Here is a 24866-nt window from a genome sequence, read left to right on the forward strand (position 1 = left end):
GAGATGCAGAAGGTATTTACTGCAAAGGGAGGAAATCTTTTATGTTATCTGAAAAACTACACACAGCACTAAACGAACAAATGAATTTTGAATTTTACTCTGCACATGCTTATATGGCGATGGCGGCGTATTGCACAGATCAAGATTATGATGGCTTTGCCAACTTCTTTTTAGTACAGGCTGAAGAAGAGCGCTTTCATGCAATGAAATTTTATAATTTCCTAAGTGATATGGGCTACCGTGCAACAATCCATGGCTTCGATAGTCCAGATAATCATTTCGAGTCTATTTTACACGCCTTCAAAACTGCCCTTTCACACGAGAAAGAAGTGACGCGCCGTATTTATCATTTATCAGACATCGCATTAGATGAACGCGAGCACGCGACAATGGCTTTCTTAAAATGGTTCATTGACGAGCAAGTAGAAGAAGAATCAACATTTGACACATTAATTCGTAAAATTGAACGCATAGAAAATGACTCCAACGCAATCTTTATGCTTGACGCTGAATTAGCGACACGTTCATTTACACCTGATGCTGAAGCTTAGAATTTATAAATGAAGATTTAGCTTGGATCATGCAAAAAGCTACTAAGTCTCCGTTCCTGGAAACTTAATAGCTTTTTCTAATTCATGAAAATTATCATCTGCATATAAAAGAAATCCAAATCCTTCGGTCGGATTTAGTAGCATTCAATGCCTTTTAAGTAGAAGAGATGTGCTTTATCATCTACAGATGGTTTTTATTCATAAATATTAATTCCGCATGATACTCTAGACATTTTAATTCGAGTACTTTTTCGATCCGTTTATCACTATTTAAAAATAAATAACTTTTCTCTTTTCTTTTTATAATGACTAAGGTTCTCGAACCTCTCCATCAAATGCAGCACGATAAATAGTATAGATGTCTTCTCGCTTAAGCGGCATCGGACTACGTGCTAAGATTCTTGTTTGCTTTACCGCATCTTCAGTTAGTTGTTCCAGTGCTAATTCTGGTATATTAAATCCTTTTAATGTTGACGGAATATTAACATCCTGTACAAGTTGCTTTAATGCATCTACACATTTATAGGAAGCCTCTTCTTGCGATAAATACACTGATGATATACCCATTACATCTAAAATATCTTTCATTCGTTTTTCGCAACTTTGACGAATATAGCCCATTACATAAGGTAATAACACTGCATTGGAATCCCCATGAGCAATATGGAATTGGCCACCAAGAGGATATGCTAATGCATGTACTCCTGCAACACCAGCATTGAAAAAGGCTAAGCCTGCCAAATAACTGCCATAACTCATATCCGAACGTGCCTGCTTATTTTGACCGTCATACACAGCAGTTCGGATAGAGCCACTAATTAATTTTATAGCTTGTAGCGCAAGTGCATCAGTTACTTCGTTTGCATTTACGGAAACATAAGCCTCAATTGCATGTGTTAATGCATCTACACCTGTAGCAGCAGTCACTTTTGGTGGTAAGGAAATTGTTAACGCAGGATCTACAATGGCGACATCTGCTAATAAGTAATCATGTGTCACAACATCCTTCGTCGTTTCAAGTGACAGTACTGAAATATTTGTCACTTCTGAGCCTGTTCCAGATGTAGTTGGAATTAAAATCTTAGGCAATCCTTTATTTTCAAGAGTTTTTGTTCCCGTTAAATTTAAGTAATCTACCACTTTCCCTTCATGTGTTGCTAAAACCGCGGCAAGTTTCGCTAAGTCTAATGCACTTCCTCCCCCTAATCCAATCACTACATCAAAATGATGTTTTCTTGTAAATGCAACTAGTTTTTCACCAATTGCGAGCGGTGGCTCTGGGGTAATATCGGTGTAAATAGTTGTAGAGTACCCATTTTCTAGTAGAGGTTTTTCAAGATGATCTGTTAAACCTAACGCTTTTAAAAATGGATCCGTGATGATTAAAATATTATTTGCTTTGAATTTTTCTACTTCCGGTAGTAGCTGATTCAAACAACCCCAGCCTGTATAACTCGCAGGAGTAAAGGTTAATTTATGCATAATTGTTCTACTCCTATCTATTCATAATAGCCTTCTGTCGATGTTCTAAATGATTCATGATTAATTGTTATTCCAAATCACTAGCTTCATTTCTGTCATTTCCTCAACGGCATATTTGATTCCTTCACGACCAGTACCACTTTCTTTAACGCCACCATATGGCATTTGATCTACACGGTATGTCGGAACGTCATTTATGATGACACCCCCGACTTGTAGTTTCTTTGAAGCTTTAAAGGCCGTCTCGATTGAGGGTGTAAATATCCCTGCCTGTAAGCCATAATTTGAATCATTAACAGCGTCAATGGCTTCTTCTACTGATGAAACAGTATTGACAATAACTACAGGTGCAAATATTTCCTCACAAGATACTCGACTATTAGAGGATACGTTCAATAACACTGTTGGAAGTAAAATATTGTTTTCAATACGACCACCTGTCAGTACCTTCGCACCTTCTGCTACCGCTTCTTTTATCCATGTGACAGCACGTTGTTGCTCAGTTTCTGAAATCATCATCGCTAAATCTGTTGTTGCATCAAGTGGGTCCCCTATTGTTAACCGTTCTACTTTTGCTTTTAGCTGCTCTAAAAATTCATCCATTATATTTTCTTTTACATATATACGCTGCAGGGAGATGCAAACTTGACCTTGATTTGAAAAAGCCCCCATAACAATTCGGTCCATGATTTTATCGAGTTGAACCCCTTCATCAACAATAACACCAGCATTCGAACCAAGTTCTAATGTGACTTTCTTTAAGCTAGCGCGATTGCGAAGAGAAATACCTACAGCCGGGCTCCCAGTAAATGTAATCATTTTCACTTTTGGATTTGCTAAAAATGCATCCCCTACTAGTTTTCCTTGCCCAGTTACTAAGTTAAATGCACCTGCTGGTAAATTTGTTTGTGCCAATAGGTTTGCTAAGAAATGAGCAGATAAAGCTGTTTGTGTTGCGGGTTTCAAAACAATCGTATTTCCAGCTGCTAATGCCGGTCCAACTTTATGGGCTACTAAATTTTGCGGAAAATTAAAAGGTGTAATGGCCGCAATAACGCCCAAAGGTTCGCGAATTGTATAACCAAATCTACCCTCTCCACTTTTAGATGCATCCATCGGAATCATTTCACCAGATAGTCGATTCGCTTCTTCTGCTGCAAATTTGTAAGTTTCAATCGTTCGATCAATTTCAGCATAGGCATATTTTAACGGCTTAGCTGATTCTAGTGAAATAATTCTAGCTGCCTCATCTCGATTTTCTGTAAATAGATCAGATAATTGTTCTAAAATCTCTGCTTTTTGAAATGCTGTTAAGGCTGCCATTTCGGATTCTGCTGCATGAGCACTTTCAATTGCATGCTGTACATCCTCTTCAGTTGCCATAGCAAATTGTGCTACGACCTCATTTGAGTAGGGGGCATGAACCTCCATATATTCATCAGTCATTTGCCATTGTCCACTTATAAATAAGCCTCTTTTCAAGACCTAACTCACTCCTCTCATTAAATGGTTACGTATTCATTTCTAAAAATAAAATAATGAATACGTAACCATTACAGTGTAAAAAACAAACTGATGTTCATCAGTTCATTTTTCACACGTTGTATTTCTTGGAAAAAGTCTAACAGATTCTGTTTGTTGGATGCAAGCACTTTTTTTCTCCATTACCTCAAATAATTTTTCAATTGCAATAAATCCGAGGCTTTTTTCGGATTCTAAGCCCACTGTTGTTAAGGCAATCGAATGGTGTTTACTAAGTTCCACATTATCAATGCCAATAACATTAAAATCTTTAGGAACTTGAAAGCCTCGTTCTAAACAAAGATTTAATATTTCAATGGCAATTGCATCTGTTGCTGCACAAATAGCGGTAGGCCTCGTGGGAAGCTTAAGTATTTCTTCAAATACTCGTTCAATATCACCTTTGTTAGTATTTGTAAATAATGATGGCACTGTATTTATATCTATAGCGCTTTCCTTTAATGCATTTTTAAAGCCTTTGTACCTTCCATAAAAAGTACTTATTTCATGTGGACCGCCAATCCAGCATATATCTTGATGACCTAAAGATAAAATATGATTCGTCGCTAGATAGCCAGCTTCCACATTATCAATCTCTACAAAATGCCTATTTTCCTGATGCTTACGGTTATACATGATAAATGGGATGCCTAGTTTTTCAAGCTTAAAAAATAAGTTATCTTCATATAACATAGACGATAAAATAATCGCGTCAGCCTTCGTCTCCAAAACAGAATTATAAATAGACTCTAAATTATCTTCAGTCCCAAAATAGACATTTACTTTATAGCCCCTAGCGTTAACATAATTAACGATTGCAGTTGTTGTATCAACAAAAAAAGGATTATGTAATGGACCTGAAATCAATGTAATAATGCCTGTTTTTTTCTGAACAAGCGATCTTGCAATATCATTTGGAACATAGTTTAATTCTTCAATCGCCTTCATCACTTTTTCAATTGTTTTCGGCTTTACGAGTTCAGGAGTATTTAACACTCTTGAAACCGTTGTTTGAGAAACACCCGCATACTTTGCTACATCTTTTGAAGATACCAAAAAACCACCCACTTCATCTTTGTAAAGCCTATTCTATACTATTCCAGAAATAATGTTAATAGATAAGGGTAAGTACAAGTATCACTAATTTCTATTATTAGGAATTATTTTTTCGCTCATAAGGCTTAGCTGCTTCACTAGCTTTAAAATTATAAACGGGTGTAATCACTTTTAATATATCCGCAGTTTCCTCGAGAACAGATGTAATTTCTGACATCGGCTTATATGCCATTGGGGCTTCATCCAATGTTTCTTCGTTTACGGATGTTGTCCAAATACCTTGCATCGTTTCTTTAAAATCTTCCATGTTTAGTGCTTCTTTTGCAGCACGTCGAGAATACATACGACCTGCCCCATGTGGTGCAGAGTAATTCCAATCTGCATTCCCTTTTCCCAAACAAATGAGCGAACCATCTCGCATATTCATAGGAATAACGAGCTTCTCCCCTTGATTTGCTCGAACGGCGCCTTTTCTTAACGTCATTGTTTCCGTATCAATATAGTTATGGATCGTATCAAAAGTTTCATTAAAATGCCAGTTCATATGCTTGGCGATTGTTTCAGCAATTGTCCAGCGGTTCATCCGAGCATATTGCTGAGCGATTTTCATATCGTGAATATAATCATGGAAATATTCACCTTCTAAATAGGCTAAATCTTTTGGTACAATTGGATTTTGCTCTTTATAAGCTTTAATCATCGCTTGAATTTCTTTTTCGCGCCCCTGATCTTTCAATTCGGCTATTTTTACTTTTAAATCTTCCCGTTGCAATGTTTCAAAGGCTCTTTTTTGATGCCAATTTGCTACCTTAGCTCCGACGTAACGCGAGCCAGTATGGATAAGTAAGTAATGTGTACCTGCTTCATCTTTTGCAAGCTCTATAAAATGGTTGCCTCCCCCAAGTGTTCCCAGCGATAAATTCGTATAGTCATCCTTTAAGCCACTCGCTACAAACTGTCTCCCCTCGAATTCAACAAAATAGCGTGCAGGAGATACTTCCTGATGGATATCCTTTCCGCTTGGTATATGTGCTCGAATTGTAGCATCGAGTTTAGAAAAATCTATATCCGCCTCATTTAACTCAGCTACAAATACCCCGCAACCAACATCAATGCCCACAAGGTTAGGCACTACACGATTTTGAAGCTGAATCGTTGTGCCAATAACACAGCCCTTCCCTGCATGATAATCTGGCATAATCCGTACTTTTGTTCCTTCCATAAAGGCTTGATTTGCCAATTCTTTAATTTGATCGATAGCTGATTGTAATGCTGTATTTGAATAAATTTTTGCATCCGTAAAACGTCCGTTAATTCGTATCATTTTAATCCCTCCTACTATTTATACGAAAAAACATTTCATTTTGTTTCAATTTAATCCCAATTCACGAAAAATCAGGGGCATCACCGTAACGTGTGGTGATGAGCAAAAAATCACGAGATACTAAAAAAATGTTCTAAAAGTATAAATTACTTTTAGAACATTTTCTTTAACGTCTATTCTTCATATTGAACATCTAGTTTTTTCGGAATTTCTGGTATATCGTTTGATTTTACATCTACTTCTGCTAAAGCTAACGTATGTAATGGATATTTCTTCTGAACATCGAAAGGAATCTCAGCATTCTCCATTTTATTGTTCATCTGACTACGTGCAAGTAGGCCATTATTGGACAGGTCAATGCTCATAATACTGTTAATCGTTTCTTTTAGCATGTCAATATCCTTTGCTTTGAGCGGCATTTGTTCGTCCATTAAAAATGGCTGAATATTATCTTTAATATAGCCCTGCGCCTCCATCAAACAAGAAAATTCATTCAATTTATTTGCGTATAATTGTAATTGGCACTTTTCTTTTGAACGTTGTTGATTTAGCTCTTGAACTTTTTGCTCAATACGTACCAAACGTTTTTTCGTTAACTCCATAAGGTAACTTTGTATTGAATGAATGGACTGAAGCATTAATGCCTCCGCTTCTTGCACTTTTTCATATTGCGCAATACAAACCAATTGCTGCTCATTTAACTTGTTAACACGTTCCTTGAAAAATCCATTTTGTGTATGCTGACCAAAGATAGCCTTCATAAGACCTTTTCCGTGAATTTTTTTATGCTGTGCGTCCAATCGATCATATTCACGTATATATTCGCTATGCATATTTCGATATTCTCGTAACATTTGTTGATAAGCAACAGCCTTTTCTGTAAAGCTTTCCACGATTTCATCCTGTAAATAATCATTTTGTGAAATGGTTTGTAAAAGTTGGTATAATGTTTGAACATTTTTAAATACATCGGCAACCTGTTCGTATTCTTGCTCATATTCAGTCACAATCGCTAAATCACGTTGATAGCGTGAAAATTCGTATTGGGTATCGCCTGTATACTTTTCAATGTTCTTAACAGCAGATTGGAATGGATCTCTTTGTGGAATAACAGTTAATTCGAAGCGGAATCGTTCAAGCCATTGCAAGAAGCGAATTAAAATGCCATACGTTTTCTTATCACTATTTTCTGCAACTCGATGAATTTCTGAAATTAATTGCTCGTACTGACTTTTTTGCCACAGCTCATCACTATTAGTCTGTGTAGCTTCAATTGCTTCTCTTGCAGAGATAGCAACAAAATCACTTATTAAATGACCCAATCGTTCTCTCTCAGCATTGATAAACGTCTTTGTATTTTCATTTGAATCTATGGCATTGATGACACAAAGAGGCTCAACACCTTTGTCCTTTAACGTTTCCATCAATAATATTTCAGGATAAATAGCCATCGAACCTGAGCGTAGCACCCAAAAGATTTCGTCAACACGGTTCATCAATGCTTCTGGGAAGTAGGCCATTTCTCCTCCCCCAGCTTCCAATGAAACAGAATCAATAATTGTCACTGATTTTAATAAATCATTTTTTAAATATACTTCTAAGTAATCTAAATGTTCTCGTAGTATTTGAGATGCAAAAGTATCACCAGTTGTCAATAATTCTAGCTTGCTCATATCGAATATGGCTACAACACCATCTAAAAAATACGCCTTTATTTCTTCATGTTCACCGTATCGCAAAAATGTATTTACCCCTGTTGGATGCTGATCACTAATAGGCAAAACTTGACGTCCTAGTAATCCATTCACAAGTGTTGTTTTTCCAACACGCTCTTTCCCAACTATAAGAATCATCGTTTCGTTGTTAGCATCTTGAATGATTCGATTTAAGTGTTTAGCTGTATCTTTTACATATGTATTTTGTACAATAATGCCATGTAATTGTCGCAAATGATCAACAAGCTGTGGCAAAATATTATTCGCTGAGGCTGTATACTCGATCGGCACATTATCAATATTTGTCATACTCAAAACCTCTTTTCGTATGTATCTAAAGTTATTATAAATGAAAATATTCCTTTATTAATACATAGTACTAAGAAATAACGACAAAAAAGGACAATATACTTAAATTCAGTTGTCACAAATAGGCAATAACTCTTATTCTACAAAACCTTCTATCATAGATATTATTCCTCACTCAGACTAAAAGAAATAATATTTTTTTATAAATTTGTAAATGAGTTAGTCTTCTCCTCTTTATTCTTCAACTCCAGCCATACGTGCATAAATCGCTCCAAGTGTTGGCATACCACCTTGTGCACCGAATTTCTCCACTGATAATGAAGCAGCAATATTTGCAAAATACACTGCCTGATCTAATGATTGCCCTTCAACTAAAGCATAAGCGAGTGCACCGTTAAATGTATCACCTGCACCTGTAGTATCTACCGCTCTCGTCAAATAACCCAGAACATGAATAGGATATTCACCATCAAAATAGCGTGCGCCATCACTACCTAGCGTCATTATCATTTTATTGGGATATTTTTCTAACACTTGCTCAATATCATCTCCAAAAATTTCGGCACACTCCGTTTCATTTGGTGTGATATAAGTAATATCCTCCATCCATTGCACATCAAAATTTGTGGCCGGTGCTGGATTTAATAAAACAGGTACATTCGCTTCTTTGCAAAGTTTTATTGCATAAGCGGTCGTTTCCATCGGGATTTCTAGCTGCATAATGACCATCTGACTTTTTTGAATGATTTCTTTCGCTGCCTCTATATGCGCAGGCATTAATTCATAATTTGCCCCAGGCACTACAATGATTCGGTTATCATTATTGTAGAGTAAAATATTAGCAATCCCAGTAGGTGCCGATACACTTGTAATAGCATCAGTTTGAACATGCTCTTGCTGTAAAACAGTGCACAATGTTTCACCAAAACTATCGGAGCCCACACAGCCGATCATTGTGACTTCACTTCCAAGACGTGCCGCAGCTACTGCCTGATTAGCCCCTTTTCCTCCTGGAATCGTTTGAAAATCTTTACCGAGGATCGTTTCTCCCTGCTTTGGAAAAACCCCCATTTGTACAACTAAATCCATATTTATGCTGCCTATAACTGTAATCATCTTTATACCCTGCCTTCCATCTTATTTTTTCATTTTAACTGAGAAATCCGAAGAAAGACAGGGCATTTACATTAGAAAATTGTGGAGTACTAATCTTCTTATTAGATGTTCTACTATGCCGTTTATCGTTACCCTATTTAAAGTTTTCCCAATAGACCTTTCCTTGCCTCTAATTCAATTTTTCTATCACAATCTTCACAGGAAAATTTCCCATTCATATTTTGTTTATATAATTTATATTTCTTTGTCCCTTCTACAACTTCAAATGTTTTCTTACAAAAAATACAACGAAGTAAATAGCTAATCATAATGTTTCCTCCTTTAACCCGATGTAGTTTTTTGGGGAATATAGTACAAAATATAATGAGATTGACAATAAAATACTAATAATACCGAAAATAATTGCAGTCATTTGAAGCGTAAATAATTCTGCAAATAGACCTAATAATAAGGTTAAGGAAATTTGTAAAATATTTTGAAAAATACTAGAAATACTACCGAATCTCCCCATCATTTCAGGCGGTACATTTTGCTGATAAAACGTTTCATAACCAGTATTACTAAATGCCATAAAAAAGCCTAGAAAAACTAAACTTACACATGCCAAAATACTTGATGTCGAAGCATAAAAGGCGGTGTAAAACAACATTGTCAGGAACAAACCAAAAGCTATATATGATCGAGTGGACCATTTTTTAGCGAAGCTTGCGGCAACCATTCCACCTATAATTGCTCCGGCTCCTGCACTACTTATAAAGGTTCCGTATAAGCTATCGGATAAAGCTAAATCTTGTTTTATAAATGTTGTTTCTTGAGAATCAAGCGCAAATGCAATCATAAACACACTTTGAAACAGTAAATAAATCGTTATAAATAATGAATTTTGTCGAATGAAAGCTATGACGGCTAGATAGTCACTTTTTAATAGGTGCCAAGTTATACGTTGCCGTAAAGTTTCCTTCAGCTCATCTACATCTGGTAAAAAGTAAATGATCAAAGCACAAACAAAAAATGTAAAGCTATTAAACCAAATCGTAACTGTCGTATTAAAAAGCATGATGAGGAGTCCTGCTAGTGCTGGACCTACTAAAAACGAGCCTGAATTGAACGTGCCAAGTATTGCGTTAAAACGTTGTCTATCTTCTGAGGGAACAAACTTTGTAATATAATAGGTACTACTAGGTCCAAAGAAACTACTCGCTATATTCGCTAAAAATAACAGCGTATAAATGAGCCAAATAGATTCCATAAAAGGCATACAAAAAACAATGAAACCTCGTATAATATCAGTTGCAATCATCAACTTGCGTTTATTCATACGATCAATAAAAGAGCCAGCTACCAAACTTGTTAAAACTCTTGCTATTGGTCCGACAATAAAAATTCCAGCCATCGCTGCCGGCGATTGTGTTAAATGCCATATAAATAAATTAAGCGCTACAAGGTAAATCCAGTCCCCTAATTTAGAAAAACCTAAGCCCCCAATTAACAAGCTGTATTTTCGCAGAATTGTCATGATAGTTCCGCCCCTTATTTTTAGTAAGAGCTTACTTCCACTTTTCATAAAAGTTTTTTCGGTAAATATTTTATTAACTGAACTAAAAGACATTCTATTTATTTACCATAACTCTATTTATATATTATCAAAATATTGCTTCAATTTGTTATGTTTTTTTACAAATAATTAACAAATCACAATAACTAATGCTGTATTTTTATTATGTAAAGTGGTAAGGACTAATCATTTTCCAATCAATGAGTTTTTCACTACCTGAGCATTGTTCACTTCAACCCGGCAACTCCTTCCTTATGCAATAAAAAAACTGAAGACAACATCAAGTGTGTCTTCAGTCAAAAGGAAATTCCTTATTCTATTAATATGCAATACGTTTTGCTTCGTAAGCAGCGATTTGTTCTTCGTATTTAAAGGTTAGGGCAATTTCATCCCAACCATTTAGCAGTGTTTCTTTATAGTAAGGATCGATGCTAAAATTATAGACTGTACCATCTTCACCCGTTACTGTTTGTGCTTTAAGATTGACTTCCATCGTGTACGGTTTTTCTAAGCCTTTTGCTAAAATTTCATCACACTCTGCTTCAGTTAGTTTGATTGGTAGAATCCCATTTTTGAAGCAGTTATTATGGAAAATATCTGCGAATGATGGTGCAATCACTACATTGAAGCCGTAATCTAAGATTGCCCACGGTGCATGTTCACGAGAAGAACCACAACCGAAGTTATCTTGTGCTACTAAAATCTTAGAGTCTTTGAATTCAGGTTTGTTTAACACAAAGTCCTTTATTGCATTGCCCTCTGCATCGAAGCGCCAATGGTAAAATAAATACTGCCCAAACCCTGTACGCTCAATACGCTTTAAAAACTCTTTCGAAATAATTTGGTCTGTATCGACATTTTTACGATCAAGTGGTGTTATCACACTTTTTACGATATTAATTGGTTCCATTTGCAATCATCCCTTCCGTGTAAATGGAAATTACACAGTTTCCTTTACGAATTCACGAACATCCACAAAATGACCAGCAATTGCTGCCGCTGCTGCCATTGGCGGTGATACTAAGTGTGTACGAGAACCAGCTCCCTGGCGTCCTTCAAAGTTGCGGTTTGATGTTGATGCACAGCGTTCACCAGCTGGTACTACATCATCATTCATTGCCAGACACATCGAGCAACCTGTCTCACGCCATTCAAAGCCAGCATCTGTAAAGATTTTATCTAATCCTTCTGCTTCTGCTAGTTGTTTCGTCGAATAGGAGCCTGGAACAACGATCGCTGATACATTTTCATGTACCTTACGCCCTTCGATGACATTTGCAGCTGCACGTAAATCACTAATGCGTGAGTTTGTGCAAGAACCGATAAATACGTGTTGGATATCAATTGAAGTTAATGGTTGACCTTCCTCTAAGTCCATGTAGGCAAGTGCTTTACGAAGAGCTGCTTTATCTGATTCATCCTCATAATCTGCCTGTGTTGGAACATTACTTGAAACACCTGAACCCATTGACGGATTCGTTCCCCAAGTGATGAATGGCTCGATTTCTTCAGCTTGAATAATTCGAACTGTATCGTAAGTTGCATCTTCATCGGATGCTAAGCTTAACCAATACTTTGCCGCTTCCTCAAACTTTTCTTCTTGAGGTGCATGTTTGCGTCCACGGATATAATCAACAGTTGTTTGGTCAGGAGAAATTAGCCCAGCCTTTGCACCCGCCTCAATCGACATGTTACAAATTGTCATCCGTTCTTCCATAGAAAGTTTGTGGATAGCCTCTCCAGTGAATTCCACAATATATCCTGTGCCGACACCGATACCGAATTTAGAAATAATCGCTAGAATAATATCTTTTGCAGCTACACCTACAGATAGCTCACCTTCAACACGAATTTCCATTGTTTTCGGCTTATTTTGCCATAGGGTTTGTGTTGACAATACATGTTCTACCTCAGATGTACCAATACCGAAGGCAATCGCTCCGAACGCACCATGTGTAGACGTATGAGAGTCCCCACAGACAATCGTTTTACCAGGCTGAGTTAAACCTAGCTCAGGGCCAATTACGTGGACAATTCCTTGGTCAGGGTGCCCCATTCCTGCAAGCTCAACGCCAAATTCTTCAGCGTTTTTAGCTAACGTCTCAATTTGGTTACGTGCAATTGGATCATGAATCGTCGGTAGATTTTTTGTAGGCACGTTATGATCCATTGTCGCAAAACTTAAATCTGGACGACGCACTTGACGTCCGTTCAAACGTAGACCTTCAAAAGCTTGCGGAGAAGTTACTTCATGAATTAAATGGAGATCAATATATAACAGGTCCGGTTTGCCCTCTTCCTGATAAACTAAATGTTTATCCCAAATCTTTTCAATTATATTTTTACCCATTATCTTCACTCATTTCTTAAATGTATGTTGTCATAATGCTTTCTGAAACAAAGCTTGTATCTATTTCGTTAATTACTTTATCTGTCCATTCATTCGTCGATAGTATACGACTGCCACCACGTGCAAGATCTGCGGTGAAGTAACCATCATCAAATACTGCACTTACAGCACGTTCGATTTCTGCTGCTTCTTCTTTTAAGCCAAATGAATATTGTAGCATCATGGCAACTGATAGAATTGTTGCTGCCGGATTAGCTACACCTTGGCCTGCGATTTCTGGTGCTGAGCCATGCACTGGTTCATATAGACCAAAATTATCTCCACGAATGGACGCAGAAGGTAATACGCCTAAAGAGCCTGTAATAACAGATGCTTCATCACTTAAAATATCTCCAAACATATTTTCAGTAACTACCACATCATATTGGCTAGGATTTGTAATTAATTTCATAGCAACTGAGTCAACTAAATTATGCTCTACATACACATCTGGATAATCCCTTTTCTTTGCTTCTACTACTTCGCGCCATAAGCGGCTTGTTTCAAGTACATTGGCTTTATCAACAGAGCATAATTTGCCTCCACGTAAACGTGCTAATTCAAAGGCATTTTCAACGATACGCTCAACTTCTGCAGTTGAGTAAACCGTTGTATCAATCGCGCCATTCTCAGTACGCATACGTGGTTCCCCGAAGTATACGCCGCCTGTTAATTCACGTACAATCATTAAATCGACATTTTCGGCTACTTCACGCTTTAATGGTGATGCATCTAGTAAACTCGGGAACGCCTTTACTGGACGAAGATTTGCGAATAAGTCAAAGTGTTTGCGAATACGTAATAATCCTTTTTCTGGACGTAATTCAGGTGGGTTATTATCCCATTTTGGACCACCAACGGCTCCAAGTAAAACTGCGTCACTATTTTCGCACATCTCAATTGTTTCGTCTGGTAGTGGATTATTGTGTTGGTCGATGGCAGCGCCTCCGATTGTTGCATAACCTAAATGGAATGTATGGTTGAATCGCTTACCAATCACCTGTAATACACGTACAGCAGAAGCAACAACCTCTGGCCCAATTCCGTCACCAGGAAGTACTGTAATTTTTTTCTCCATCGTCAAAACACCTTTCTTTGTATAGCGTTGACTACGCTATTTTAGTTAGACTCTCACCTATATGAATAGGTGAGGTCAGTAATATTACGACTACACGTAATTGGCATAATTGCGTTTGGAATATGCATTATGCTGATTCCATTCACTACCATCAAAATCTGCGACATTTACTGAAGCTTGAAGATCGATTAACTTACAGGCTGTGCACGAAGGCTTGCTTGTATCAAATGACGGTTAATGGCATTTAAATAAGCTTTTGCCGATGCTTCTAAAACATCCTGTGATGAGTTTCGTCCAGTAGTCGATACATCATCGTATCGGATATTAATCACGGCTTCTCCTAGTGCATCTCGTCCCTTACCGACAGACTTAACACGGTAATCAATCACATGAATATCCCCTTGTACAAGTTGCTCAAGCGTATTGAAAATGGCTTCCACCGAGCCTGAACCAGTTGCAACAACTGTCTTCTCTAGACCTTCTGGTGTTAAAACAATCGCTGTTGCTGTTGGTATATTTTCTGTACCATATTGCACCTGTACCATCTTTAGTTCGTAAAGTGGAACATCTTCTATTTGAATTTGTTGCTCAGTAAGAAGCGTTAGTAAGTCTTCTTCCGTAATTTCTTTTTTACGGTCAGCCAATTTTTTAAATTCAGTAAATGCTTTATTTAGTTTTTCATCCGAAAGATGGAAGCCCATTGTTTCTGCTCGGTCACGGAATGCTGCGCGACCTGAGTGTTTACCAAGAACGAGCGGTACCTCCCCTTCACCAATAAGAGCAGGTGAAATAATTTCATACGTTTCAGGATTTTTTAACACACCATCTTGGTGAATACCTGATTCGTGTGCAAATGCGTTTTTACCAACAATCGCTTTATTCGGCTGAATAACCACATTCGTGAGCTTACTGACTAATTGAGATGTCCGCTTAATTTCTTGTAAATGAATACCTGTTTCTACAGGGTAAACATCTTTACGGATATGAAGGGCAACTGCGATTTCTTCAAGCGCAACATTTCCAGCGCGCTCCCCGATACCGTTAATCGTACCTTCTACTTGTGAGGCACCATTTTCAATGGCAGCAATCGTGTTAGCGGTTGCCATCCCTAAATCATCATGGCAATGTGCAGAGAATTTTACCTGTTCAGCACCTTTTACGTTTTCAAGTAGAAATTTAAATAATGCACCATATTCTTGTGGTGATGCATATCCTACTGTGTCAGGTACATTAATGGTTGTTGCACCTGCGGCAACAACATCATTCATAATACGTACTAAAAATTCACGATCTGAGCGAAATGCATCTTCTGCAGACCATTGCACAAGCGGAAAGAATTTTTTCGCATATTTTACGGCTTCAACCGCTTGTTCTACCACTTGATCGGGTGATTTTTTTAGCTTGTATTCCATATGAATTGGAGAAGTTGCTAGGAAAATATGAATATGTGGTTGTTCGGCCACTTTAATGGCTTCCCAAGTTGTGTCGATATCTTTTTGTACACAGCGAGCTAAACCTGTTACGATCGAGTTTTTCACTGTTCCAGCAATACGGTTTACCGCCTCAAAGTCACCGGGTGACGAAGCAGGAAAACCTGCTTCAATAATTGTCACACCTAGGCGCTCCAGTTGCTTCGCGATTTCAATCTTCTCTGCGGTGTTTAGATTAATCCCAGCAGATTGTTCGCCGTCGCGAAGGGTTGTATCGAAAATATCAATTTTTCGCACTTGTAGCCACTTCTCTCACAACTTTTTCTTTACCTTCGTTGATGAATGGCATCATTGCACGTAATTTAGCACCAACTTCTTCGATTTGGTGATTTGCACCAGCTTCTTTGAATTTTGTATAGTCTGGACGACCGTTTTCGTTTTCTTGAATCCAACGACGAGCGAATGTACCATCTTGAATATCCGTTAATACATCTTTCATACGAGCTTTTACAGAGTCGTCGATAAGACGTGGTCCTGCCACATAGTCACCCCACTCTGCAGTATCCGATACTGAGTAACGCATTGTTGCCATACCACCTTCAAACATTAGGTCAACAATTAATTTTAGTTCGTGAAGCGTTTCAAAGTATGCTAATTCTGGTTGGTAGCCAGCTTCTACTAATGTTTCGAAACCAGCTTTTACTAATTGTGTAGCACCACCGCAAAGTACTGCTTGCTCACCGAATAAATCAGTTTCAGTTTCTTCTTTGAATGATGTTTCAAGTAAACCGCCACGAGCTGCACCGATTCCTTTACCGTAAGCTAGAGCTAAATCTTTTGCTTGACCAGTTGCATCTTGATGAATTGCGAATAAACCTGGTACACCAGCACCTTCTTGGAATTGACGACGAACTAAGTGTCCTGGACCTTTTGGTGCAACTAAGAATACGTCCACATCTGCTGGTGGTGTAATTTGACCGAAGTGAATGTTGAAGCCGTGTGCAAACATAAGTGCTTTACCCGCTTCAAGATGTGGAGCGATTTCAGCCTCATATACAGCTTTTTGACGCTCATCTGGAAGTAAAATTTGGATAACATCTGCTTCTTGCGCTGCTTCAGCAACAGTCTTTACATCTAATCCATCCGCTTTTGCTGCATCGAAAGATCCGCCTGGACGAACTCCTACTACTACATCGAATCCTGATTCTTTAAGGTTTAGTGCATGTGCATGACCTTGTGAACCATAACCGATGATTGCGATTTTTTTCCCTTTTAATACTTCCTCGTTGATGTTTTGATCATAATACATAGTAGCCATTGTTTGTTTCCTCCTAATTTTTGGTTTGTTTTTTAAAACTTCGGATGCTAGTAAACCACTAAGGTCTATGTATCCAAAGCTATCCATTTTATATGCAAACTATTTTAAAATAGAGAGCTGCGTATTTGAGATTTTTTGTGTTTCACGAACAGATGCAGTAGCCCCTGTACGCGTTAATTCTTTAATACCATAAGGTCGAATTAGTTCAATAAAAGCATCAATCTTATCTGGATCTCCTACTACTTGATAGGTGACAACGTTTTTCGCTGTATCAATAATTTGCGGACGGAATGGTTCAACAATTGAATTCATTTCCAGTCGTAAATTTGGTGGTGAAATTACCTTTACAAGCGCTAACTCGCGAAGCACGATTGATTTGTCTGTAATGTCATTGACCTTTAACACATCAATTTGCTTAGATAATTGCTTCACTAGCTGTTCAATCTTACGCTCATCCTCAACGTTTACAACAAAAGTCATTTTCGAGAAGTTTGGCTGTTCAGTATGACCAACTGTGATTGATTCAATATTGAATTGACGCTTCATAAGTAAACCTGTTACACGGTTTAAGACACCACTTTGGTTAATCACTGTTACTGTAATTACTCGTTTCAATTCTTTTTCACCCCAATCATTTCATGTAAGCCTTTGCCTGGTGCTACCATTGGGTAAACACATTGAAGCTGTTTAACACGACAATCAATTAACACTGGCTCATCAGAAAGTAGTGCCTCGCGGAAAATACTTTCCGCTTCATCAATTGTGTTAATTCGATAGCCCTTCAGATCATATGCATCAGCTAATTTAACAAAGTCTGGTTGGATCGGCATAAGTGAAGATGAATAACGCTCCTCGTAGAATGTTTCTTGCCATTGGCGAACCATTCCTAAACAACTGTTATTTAAAATCACCACTTTTACCGGTAAGTTGAATTCTTGCAGTATAGAAAGCTCTTGCGCAGTCATTTGGAATCCTGCATCACCCACAATAGCAACAACTTTTTTGTCTGGCTTCGCAAACTGGGCGCCAATTGCAGCCGGGAAGCCGAAGCCCATCGTACCAAGTCCACCAGACGTTACCCATCCATGATCATTGTTTAATCGATAATATTGCGCAGCCCACATTTGATGCTGTCCAACATCTGTCGTGACAATTGCATCACCTTCTGTAATTTTATGCACAAGCTCTAATGCTTCCTGCGGTAAAACTTCTTTGTCCCCCGGCTCCTTGCTGTACCATAATGGATATTCCTTTGCATGATTATTTAAGTATGTTAGCCATTCTGTTGTATCTGGACCATCGAAGTCTTTTTTCAATAATGCTTTTAATGCTTCTTTAGCATCTGCAACGATCGGAATATCTGTCGGAACATTTTTTCCAATTTCCGCTGGATCAATATCGATGTGTACGATTGTTGCATTTGGAGCAAATGTAGCCAAATTACCAGTTAAACGGTCATCGAAGCGAGCTCCGATATTCAACAATAAGTCTGATTTTGTAATAGCTGTATTCGCTGTTACAGTTCCATGCATTCCTGCCATACCGATGAATAATTCATGCTCTCCATGGATTGAACCAAGTCCTAGTAAAGTGTTTGCAACTGGAATTTGGTATTTTTCAGCGAATGCTGTTAACTCTTCTTTGGCATCTGCAAAAAGGACACCAGCTCCAGCTAAAATGACTGGATTTTTGGCCAATGAAATCGCCTGTATAGCCTTTTGAATTTGTAAATAATTTGGTTTGTACGTTGGTTGATAACCCGGTAAATATATTTCTTCAGGAGCCTGTGGTGGGTTCTCCACATCAAACAACATTTGAGATACGTTTTTCGGGAAATCTACTACAACAGGTCCCTTTCGACCAGTGCTTGCAATATGGAAAGCCTCTTTAACAATACGCGGGATATCATTAACATCCTGCACCTGATAATTGTGCTTCGTAATTGGTGTCGTAATGCCCATAATGTCCGCTTCTTGGAAAGCATCCGTACCAATCACAGATGTTGAAACTTGACCTGTGAATACAACTAATGGAATGGAATCAATCATCGCATCGGCAATACCAGTTACTAAGTTTGTTGCCCCCGGACCGCTTGTTGCAATAACAACACCAGGTTTATTGGAAACACGTGCATAACCTTCCGCTGCATGGATTGCACCTTGTTCATGTCTAGTTAAAATATGACGAACCGGATTTTTATACATGGCATCATAAATTGGTAGTACCGCTCCACCAGGGTAACCAAAAACAATTTCAACACCTTGTTCATGTAGTGCTTGCACTAATACGTCAGCACCATCTTTCGCTTGATAGGTTTGTTCAGCTTTTGCTGTTGTTGCTAATTCTTCTTTTTCATCGATAGAAACATTCGTACTCATCAAATATGCCTCCTTCTTATCATTCAATTTCACATCAGTAATGCGCATCATTGAAGTATTACAAGCTGGTTATCTCCTTGAAAAGAGATGACAGACTCTTTCTAACTTCGAAAAAAGATAAAAAGCCCTTTTCTCCACACGCAAAGAATTACCTTACGTAGGGATGAAAAAGACTTTCCATGGTACCACCCTTTTTTATAGCAAATAATTGCTACCTCGTGAATAAATATAAGCATTTATGCACCAATGCGAGATCATTCGCATCCAATATGGTGTCATAAATTATTTATTCATTAATAACGAGCACTTTCGATTATGCCCGGAGCTATCTAATGGCGAACACGCTTTTAATAGCTCGCTCCGAGGGGATGTCGGATCTAGTTGTATCGCCGGCTTCCAGCACGACCGGCTCTCTGGTAGATACAAGGCTCTAGAACCTTTAACCTCATCAACGCTTTAACTATTTAAATTTTCATAACGCCACCTGTAGAGGCGTTTGTTACTAGTTTTGAATATCTTGCTAGCCAACCGCGCTTAATTTTCGGTTCAAATACCGGTAGTTTTGCACGGCGTTCAGCTAATACTTCATCTGAAACTTCTAAATTGATCGTACGATTTGGTAGATCAATTGTGATCATGTCTCCGTTCTCTACTAAAGCGATTGGACCGCCTTCTGCTGCCTCTGGTGAAATATGTCCGATTGAAATACCACGAGATGCACCTGAGAAACGTCCATCTGTGATTAACGCAACCTTTGTACCAAGTCCACGTCCTTGAATCGCAGACGTTGGTGCAAGCATTTCAGGCATCCCTGGGCCACCTTTTGGTCCTTCGTAGCGAATGACGACTACATGGCCCTCTTTTACCGTCCCGTTATCGATATTTTCCTGTGCTGCTTCTTGTGAATCAAAGACGACTGCTTCGCCCCTGAATACTTTAATAGAAGGGTCTACAGCGCCTACTTTAATAACAGAACCCTCTGGCGCGATATTACCAAATAACACCGATAATCCACCAACTGGGCTATACGGATTGTCTTTCGTACGAATAACTTCATCATTTATAATATGATAATCCTTTACAAGCTCACCCATTGTTACTCCTGCAACTGTCGGTCGATCTGGGTGAATAGCACCTGGAATAGATGTTAATTCATTAATAATGGCACTAACGCCACCTGCTTTATTTATATCATCCATTGAAATATCTGAAGCAGGCATAATTTTCGCTAGATATGGAACACGCTCTGCTACTTTATTAATATCTTCAATGTTATAATCGATTTCAGCTTCATTGGCGATTGCTAATGTATGGAGAACTGTATTAGTCGAACCACCCATCGCCATATCAAGTGCAAATGCATCATCAATTGCTTCTTTAGTAATAATGTCACGAGGCTTGATGTCCTCTTTAATCATACGGACTAATTGTTTAGCAGCTTCTTTAATAAGCTTATGGCGCTCTTCAGAAGTAGCTACGATTGTTCCATTACCAGGTAAAGCTACTCCTAGCATTTCCATTAAGCAGTTCATAGAGTTTGCAGTAAACATTCCTGAACATGAACCACATGTTGGACATGCATTGTTTTCAATATCTAACAGCTCTTCAGATGACATTTTGCCTGATTTAAGAGCTCCTACACCTTCAAAAACTGAAGTTAATGAAAGCTGCTTGCCACTAGCAGAAGTACCTGCCTCCATTGGACCACCCGATACGAAGATTGATGGTACATTGGTACGAACTGCTGCCATTAACATCCCCGGTGTGATTTTGTCACAGTTAGGAATATAGAACACGCCATCGAACCAGTGTGCATTAATAACTGTTTCAGCAGAGTCTGCGATAATTTCACGGCTTGGTAACGAGTAACGCATACCAATATGCCCCATTGCAATACCATCATCTACACCGATTGTATTAAATTCGAATGGAATTCCACCCGCTTCAATAATGGCCTCTTTGACTACATCAGCAAATGTTCGTAAATGAACGTGACCTGGTATAATGTCGATATAAGAATTACAAACCCCGATAAATGGCTTGCCTAAATCTTTCGCTTTTACTTTGCCTGTTGCATATAAAAGACTTCGATGTGGCGCACGATCTACGCCTACTTTAATCATGTCACTTCTCATTTTAAACGCCCCTCATTTATTGCTATGTTCGTTGCTATATACAAAATGTTCTGTCTATTCCGTTTTTACGTATATGTCAATCGCCTAGAAGACGACTAACTGCTGTAACGAACGTGTTAAATTGTTGTAATCATAGTACGAAAAAAAGGTCTCGTCAACAGTATTTTTTGAATTGTCCAAACAATTTAAATAATCTTCAAAATTTGAAATCGTTTTCATGCTGATTAATTATCGTTTTTATCTCGCTTTAGTGAATATTTTGACATTTCGTTCAAATTTTAATTTTTTTAATAATCTATCAATATTTTTACCAAATCCTTCAAAAGCGATGAACGGCAATTAAGGAGATTGCGCTTATAATGTAAATAACTTTCTTAAGTACCCTGTCAAAAACACATTATCAGGATCATATTGACTTCGAATCGCTAAAAATTTTTCAACATCTGGGTATAGCTCATATACATAATTAGCAGTTAAATGACTTAGTTTGCCCCAATGTGGTCGTCCCTTATATTTCTTCATCATCGTATGGACCCATTCAAAATAAGGCCCTTCCTGCATTCCTTTATACATATGAAAGGCAATAAACGCTGATTCTTGCCCTTGGGTAGGACTTAAAAAACCTGCTTCACCTGCTGTCGTCCGACATTCTAACGGAAAATGCACATTAAAAATTCCACTTTTAAAGGTTGCGTGGATCTCCTCCATACATGACTCAAATTGCGTTAATGGAATAGCATATTCACTTTCTTGGAACTTTACGCTACGAGGAGAAGGATAAATTTCATAGCTAATCCCTGTTTTCTCCCCTTCGACAACATTGGCTGCTGCTAATTTACTCATAGCACCACTTAATGAAGGCTTCCATTTGCAAAGCTCAGACATAGCAAAAAAAGCACCGTTCTCTACTATTTGCAGTTTCAATGTTTCTATCCTCTTACTCCAATCACTTTGATAAACAGGCTCTACAGCGTTCATACGCTTCACTTGAATTGTTTCGCTACCCGGGAAATAAAACCACTCTACATGTCGATTCTGTCGAATATCTTCAGCAAAAATCGCCATCCCGTTTTCTAAAGTATCTCTTGTGCTCACATAATGTAAGCTATATAGAGGTATCACCTTAATCGTTACTTTCACAAGTACACCTAGCATACCTAGTGAAACATGCAAAGCTTCAGATAAATCATCCATTCCTCTCATATGCTCCCTATAAGTACCAGTACCATCTACAAAACCCCATCTTGTTACAGCTGAGGATAACGACCCGAGTTTTACACCCGTTCCATGGGTACCCGTTGACACTGCTCCTGCAATCGTTTGCTCCTGAATATCGCCCATATTTATTAGGGCAAAGCCATGCTTCGCAAGTAATGGGCCTATTTCATATAAATACGTTCCAGCCGAAAGAGTCGCTTCTTGTTTCTCTTCATTCACAGCTATAAGCCCACGCATATTATGTAAAGAAAGTGCTAAATGCTCAGGCATCGCAACAGCGCTAAAGGAGTGAGCTGCACCTGTGACACGAATCGTTTTTCCTAATTCACGTGCATGCCTCACGATATTTGTCACCTCTTCAATAGATTGAGGTAAGTACATCTCAGACGGATACGAGATGACATTACCAGCCCAGTTTGTCCACTTCTGACCATTTTTCCACTTATCTATAGAAAACATTGACCATCCCCCCTATAGGTTGAATAAGCTCCTACATGCTTGTCCCCTCTAATCCCATGTAGTTCTTGAAATCTTTCACAAAGTTCTCCAGCCTTCGCATGTCGGAAATATAGCGTGTCCCCTACATTGACTTTTTTATGTTTTACCTTAACGGGTGTCTGAACTTCTCCTGCTCCTTCTAGGTTAAGATATGAAAAAAAGGTTGGTTCATAGAATACCGGTAATCGATCAGCACTAATTGCTCCAGATGCCGTATAACCTCCACCATGGCAAACAACAATATTTTTTTCTGGCTTTCTTGTTACACTTAAAGCAAATCCAGCTGCCTTTTCCAGCTGTAAATGCGTAAATTGATCAAACAAAGCTGGTGCATAAAATGCAGAGCCAACCGTTATTTCTGTTACCTCCTTCTGTTGTGCCGTGTATGCCATACTTCCTGAACCTCCACCATTTACAAAGTGCAAGCTTGGAAAATATGCTTTTATATGTGCAATGGCTAATCTACGAAACTGGGTAACTTGCTTTTTAGCTTGCAACTGCATTACTTCAATAAGTTTTCCTTTCACAGCATTTGCTGGACGATTACCGACTCCTGCAATTTGAGCCTCGTAGCCCATCGCTCCAACCACTTCAATAAATGCTTGATTTTTAATATATTCGAGGAATGGTGTTAGTGACTCCTGTGAATGAAGCGAAGAGCGTTTTGTACCAAAATAAAGCAGCTTAAAATCATTGGATACATTAATATCAATACATACCTGCACACGAACATCTAGCTCTTGCCCTAGCTCCGCCAAAAATTTGACATGCTCCTGCTTATCCACCATAAAAGTGATAGTTTTCCCCGCTTTTACAAAGTGCAATAACTGACGAACAGAAGCTTCTTCCATCACCGGATATCCTAGCAGTAAATCATCAAAATGCTGTTGCAGTAAAAATAGTGTTTCTGCCGCTGTAAATGTCATAAATCCTTTCACATTGGAGAGATTACTTTGTAAATAGCGTAATATCTCTACAGAACGAATCGATTTCGTAGCAATACGTATATTTTTCTGCCCACAAGAGTCGTGTACAGTAGCAATATTGTGATCCAGTGCATCAAAGTCCAACCAAGCAAATGGACGCTCTAGTTCATGGAACGCTCGATCAAATCTAGTGGTCATCCTATCACTCCTTTGTTTGTACTTTGTCTTTGACATTTACCTTAGAAATTCCTTTTAGTAAGGTTTTTCTATGCAAATTCTATCAGGACAAATAAAAAACAACCGTGGACATGTAATCAAATTTGTCTTCACGGTTGTTTTAATAATGGACAAGCATTTAACTCACCTTTCTATTTTTTAGAGATTACGAGGAGAATATAAAATCCGCTGCTAAATTCAACAAAACTAGCAGATGTAAACCCGCAATAAGAATTCCTTGGCGATTTAATCGTTTCATAGCTGTCATATTCATATAGACCACTCTCCTTTTTTCACATTATACGCTCAGAAAAATCAATTTTCAAACTATTCGTAATATTAAATATGATTCATTTTTCTGACAAACAGGCCCAAATATGGCATGATAAAAGTGAAATTATACCTATAGGGATAGTGAAAAAGTTGAAAAAGGCTTTATTAGTAATTGATTATACGTATGATTTTGTCGCTTCTGATGGAAAACTAACATGCGGGGAGCCCGGTCAAGTATTATTAGATCAATTTCGCTTTGGCGTAATTGTGTACGCACAATTCAAAATACGTGACATCCGCCGGAGGCTTTATCTTCATTCAATTGATATTTGGATATCCACAAAAGTAACTGCATTCAACTCACACCTATAGAAATGG

The 24866-nt window shown here is 38.2% G+C and carries 19 protein-coding genes and 1 pseudogene; 2 read left to right on the forward strand and 18 right to left on the reverse strand.

Annotated features, from left to right (window positions below):
- Positions 1-41: 41 nt before the first annotated feature.
- Entirely contained in the window at positions 42-551 is a 510-nt protein-coding gene (locus ACFXN8_RS01785) for a ferritin (RefSeq protein ID WP_376070937.1), read from the forward strand.
- Positions 552-860: 309 nt separating this feature from the next.
- Here ACFXN8_RS01785 and ACFXN8_RS01790 read toward each other — a convergent pair whose 3' ends face one another.
- The 18 genes from ACFXN8_RS01790 to ACFXN8_RS01875 all read right to left on the reverse strand — a co-directional run bounded on the left by ACFXN8_RS01790 (position 861) and on the right by ACFXN8_RS01875 (position 24197).
- Positions 861-2033, reverse strand: a complete 1173-nt coding sequence (locus ACFXN8_RS01790; RefSeq protein ID WP_386842321.1) for an iron-containing alcohol dehydrogenase — start codon at positions 2031-2033, stop codon at positions 861-863.
- A 60-nt stretch (positions 2034-2093) separates the two neighbouring features.
- The gene (locus ACFXN8_RS01795; protein ID WP_386842323.1) at positions 2094-3515 is read right to left on the reverse strand and encodes an aldehyde dehydrogenase family protein; all 1422 of its coding nucleotides are present in this window, start codon (positions 3513-3515) and stop codon (positions 2094-2096) included.
- Between the two features lie 105 nt (positions 3516-3620).
- Entirely contained in the window at positions 3621-4610 is a 990-nt protein-coding gene (locus tag ACFXN8_RS01800; RefSeq protein ID WP_386842325.1) for a LacI family DNA-binding transcriptional regulator, read from the reverse strand.
- 97 nt (positions 4611-4707) lie between these two features.
- Positions 4708-5934, reverse strand: coding sequence for an RtcB family protein (locus ACFXN8_RS01805; RefSeq protein ID WP_386842327.1), 1227 nt, complete (start codon positions 5932-5934; stop codon positions 4708-4710).
- 173 nt (positions 5935-6107) lie between these two features.
- Positions 6108-7958, reverse strand: coding sequence for a dynamin family protein (locus ACFXN8_RS01810; RefSeq protein ID WP_386842329.1), 1851 nt, complete (start codon positions 7956-7958; stop codon positions 6108-6110).
- Positions 7959-8192: 234 nt separating this feature from the next.
- Positions 8193-9074, reverse strand: a complete 882-nt coding sequence (rbsK, locus tag ACFXN8_RS01815; protein ID WP_386842331.1) for a ribokinase — start codon at positions 9072-9074, stop codon at positions 8193-8195.
- Positions 9075-9211: 137 nt separating this feature from the next.
- Positions 9212-9382, reverse strand: a complete 171-nt coding sequence (locus ACFXN8_RS01820) for a hypothetical protein (RefSeq protein ID WP_376070920.1) — start codon at positions 9380-9382, stop codon at positions 9212-9214.
- A complete protein-coding gene (locus ACFXN8_RS01825) occupies positions 9379-10590 on the reverse strand; it encodes an MFS transporter (protein ID WP_386842334.1) in 1212 nt (403 codons plus the stop codon). The genes ACFXN8_RS01820 and ACFXN8_RS01825 overlap by 4 nt, the downstream gene beginning before the upstream one ends.
- 358 nt (positions 10591-10948) lie before the next feature.
- On the reverse strand, positions 10949-11539 hold the full coding sequence (gene leuD, locus ACFXN8_RS01830) for a 3-isopropylmalate dehydratase small subunit (protein ID WP_386842336.1): 591 nt from the start codon (positions 11537-11539) through the stop codon (positions 10949-10951).
- A 30-nt stretch (positions 11540-11569) separates the two neighbouring features.
- Entirely contained in the window at positions 11570-12979 is a 1410-nt protein-coding gene (leuC, locus tag ACFXN8_RS01835) for a 3-isopropylmalate dehydratase large subunit (RefSeq protein WP_386842338.1), read from the reverse strand.
- Between the two features lie 16 nt (positions 12980-12995).
- Positions 12996-14096 carry a 3-isopropylmalate dehydrogenase gene (gene leuB, locus ACFXN8_RS01840; RefSeq protein WP_386842340.1) on the reverse strand — a complete coding sequence of 367 codons (1101 nt, stop codon included), beginning with the start codon at positions 14094-14096 and terminating at the stop codon, positions 12996-12998.
- A 188-nt stretch (positions 14097-14284) separates the two neighbouring features.
- On the reverse strand, positions 14285-15823 hold the full coding sequence (locus tag ACFXN8_RS01845) for a 2-isopropylmalate synthase (protein ID WP_386842342.1): 1539 nt from the start codon (positions 15821-15823) through the stop codon (positions 14285-14287).
- Entirely contained in the window at positions 15810-16931 is a 1122-nt protein-coding gene (gene ilvC, locus ACFXN8_RS01850; protein WP_386842344.1) for a ketol-acid reductoisomerase, read from the reverse strand. The genes ACFXN8_RS01845 and ilvC overlap by 14 nt, the downstream gene beginning before the upstream one ends.
- 12 nt (positions 16932-16943) lie before the next feature.
- Positions 16944-17459, reverse strand: coding sequence for an acetolactate synthase small subunit (gene ilvN, locus ACFXN8_RS01855; RefSeq protein ID WP_049664470.1), 516 nt, complete (start codon positions 17457-17459; stop codon positions 16944-16946).
- Positions 17456-19222: a biosynthetic-type acetolactate synthase large subunit gene (ilvB, locus tag ACFXN8_RS01860; protein ID WP_376070899.1), complete on the reverse strand. Its 1767-nt coding sequence runs from the start codon at positions 19220-19222 to the stop codon at positions 17456-17458. Before ilvB ends, ilvN begins: the two co-directional genes overlap by 4 nt.
- Positions 19223-19686: 464 nt before the next feature.
- Positions 19687-21357: a dihydroxy-acid dehydratase gene (ilvD, locus tag ACFXN8_RS01865; protein WP_376070896.1), complete on the reverse strand. Its 1671-nt coding sequence runs from the start codon at positions 21355-21357 to the stop codon at positions 19687-19689.
- 354 nt (positions 21358-21711) lie between these two features.
- The gene (locus tag ACFXN8_RS01870; RefSeq protein WP_386842348.1) at positions 21712-23034 is read right to left on the reverse strand and encodes a D-arabinono-1,4-lactone oxidase; all 1323 of its coding nucleotides are present in this window, start codon (positions 23032-23034) and stop codon (positions 21712-21714) included.
- The gene (locus tag ACFXN8_RS01875) at positions 23022-24197 is read right to left on the reverse strand and encodes an amino acid deaminase/aldolase (protein ID WP_376070891.1); all 1176 of its coding nucleotides are present in this window, start codon (positions 24195-24197) and stop codon (positions 23022-23024) included. The genes ACFXN8_RS01870 and ACFXN8_RS01875 overlap by 13 nt, the downstream gene beginning before the upstream one ends.
- Positions 24198-24638: 441 nt before the next feature.
- Between ACFXN8_RS01875 and ACFXN8_RS01880 the strand changes: the two are divergent.
- Positions 24639-24728, forward strand: a pseudogene (locus ACFXN8_RS01880) (cysteine hydrolase family protein); the annotation flags it as partial.
- Positions 24729-24866 lie beyond the last annotated feature (138 nt).

This window comes from Lysinibacillus sp. NPDC059133 (assembly GCF_042755925.1).
In the GTDB taxonomy this organism is placed as follows: Bacteria; Bacillota; Bacilli; order Bacillales_A; family Planococcaceae; genus Lysinibacillus.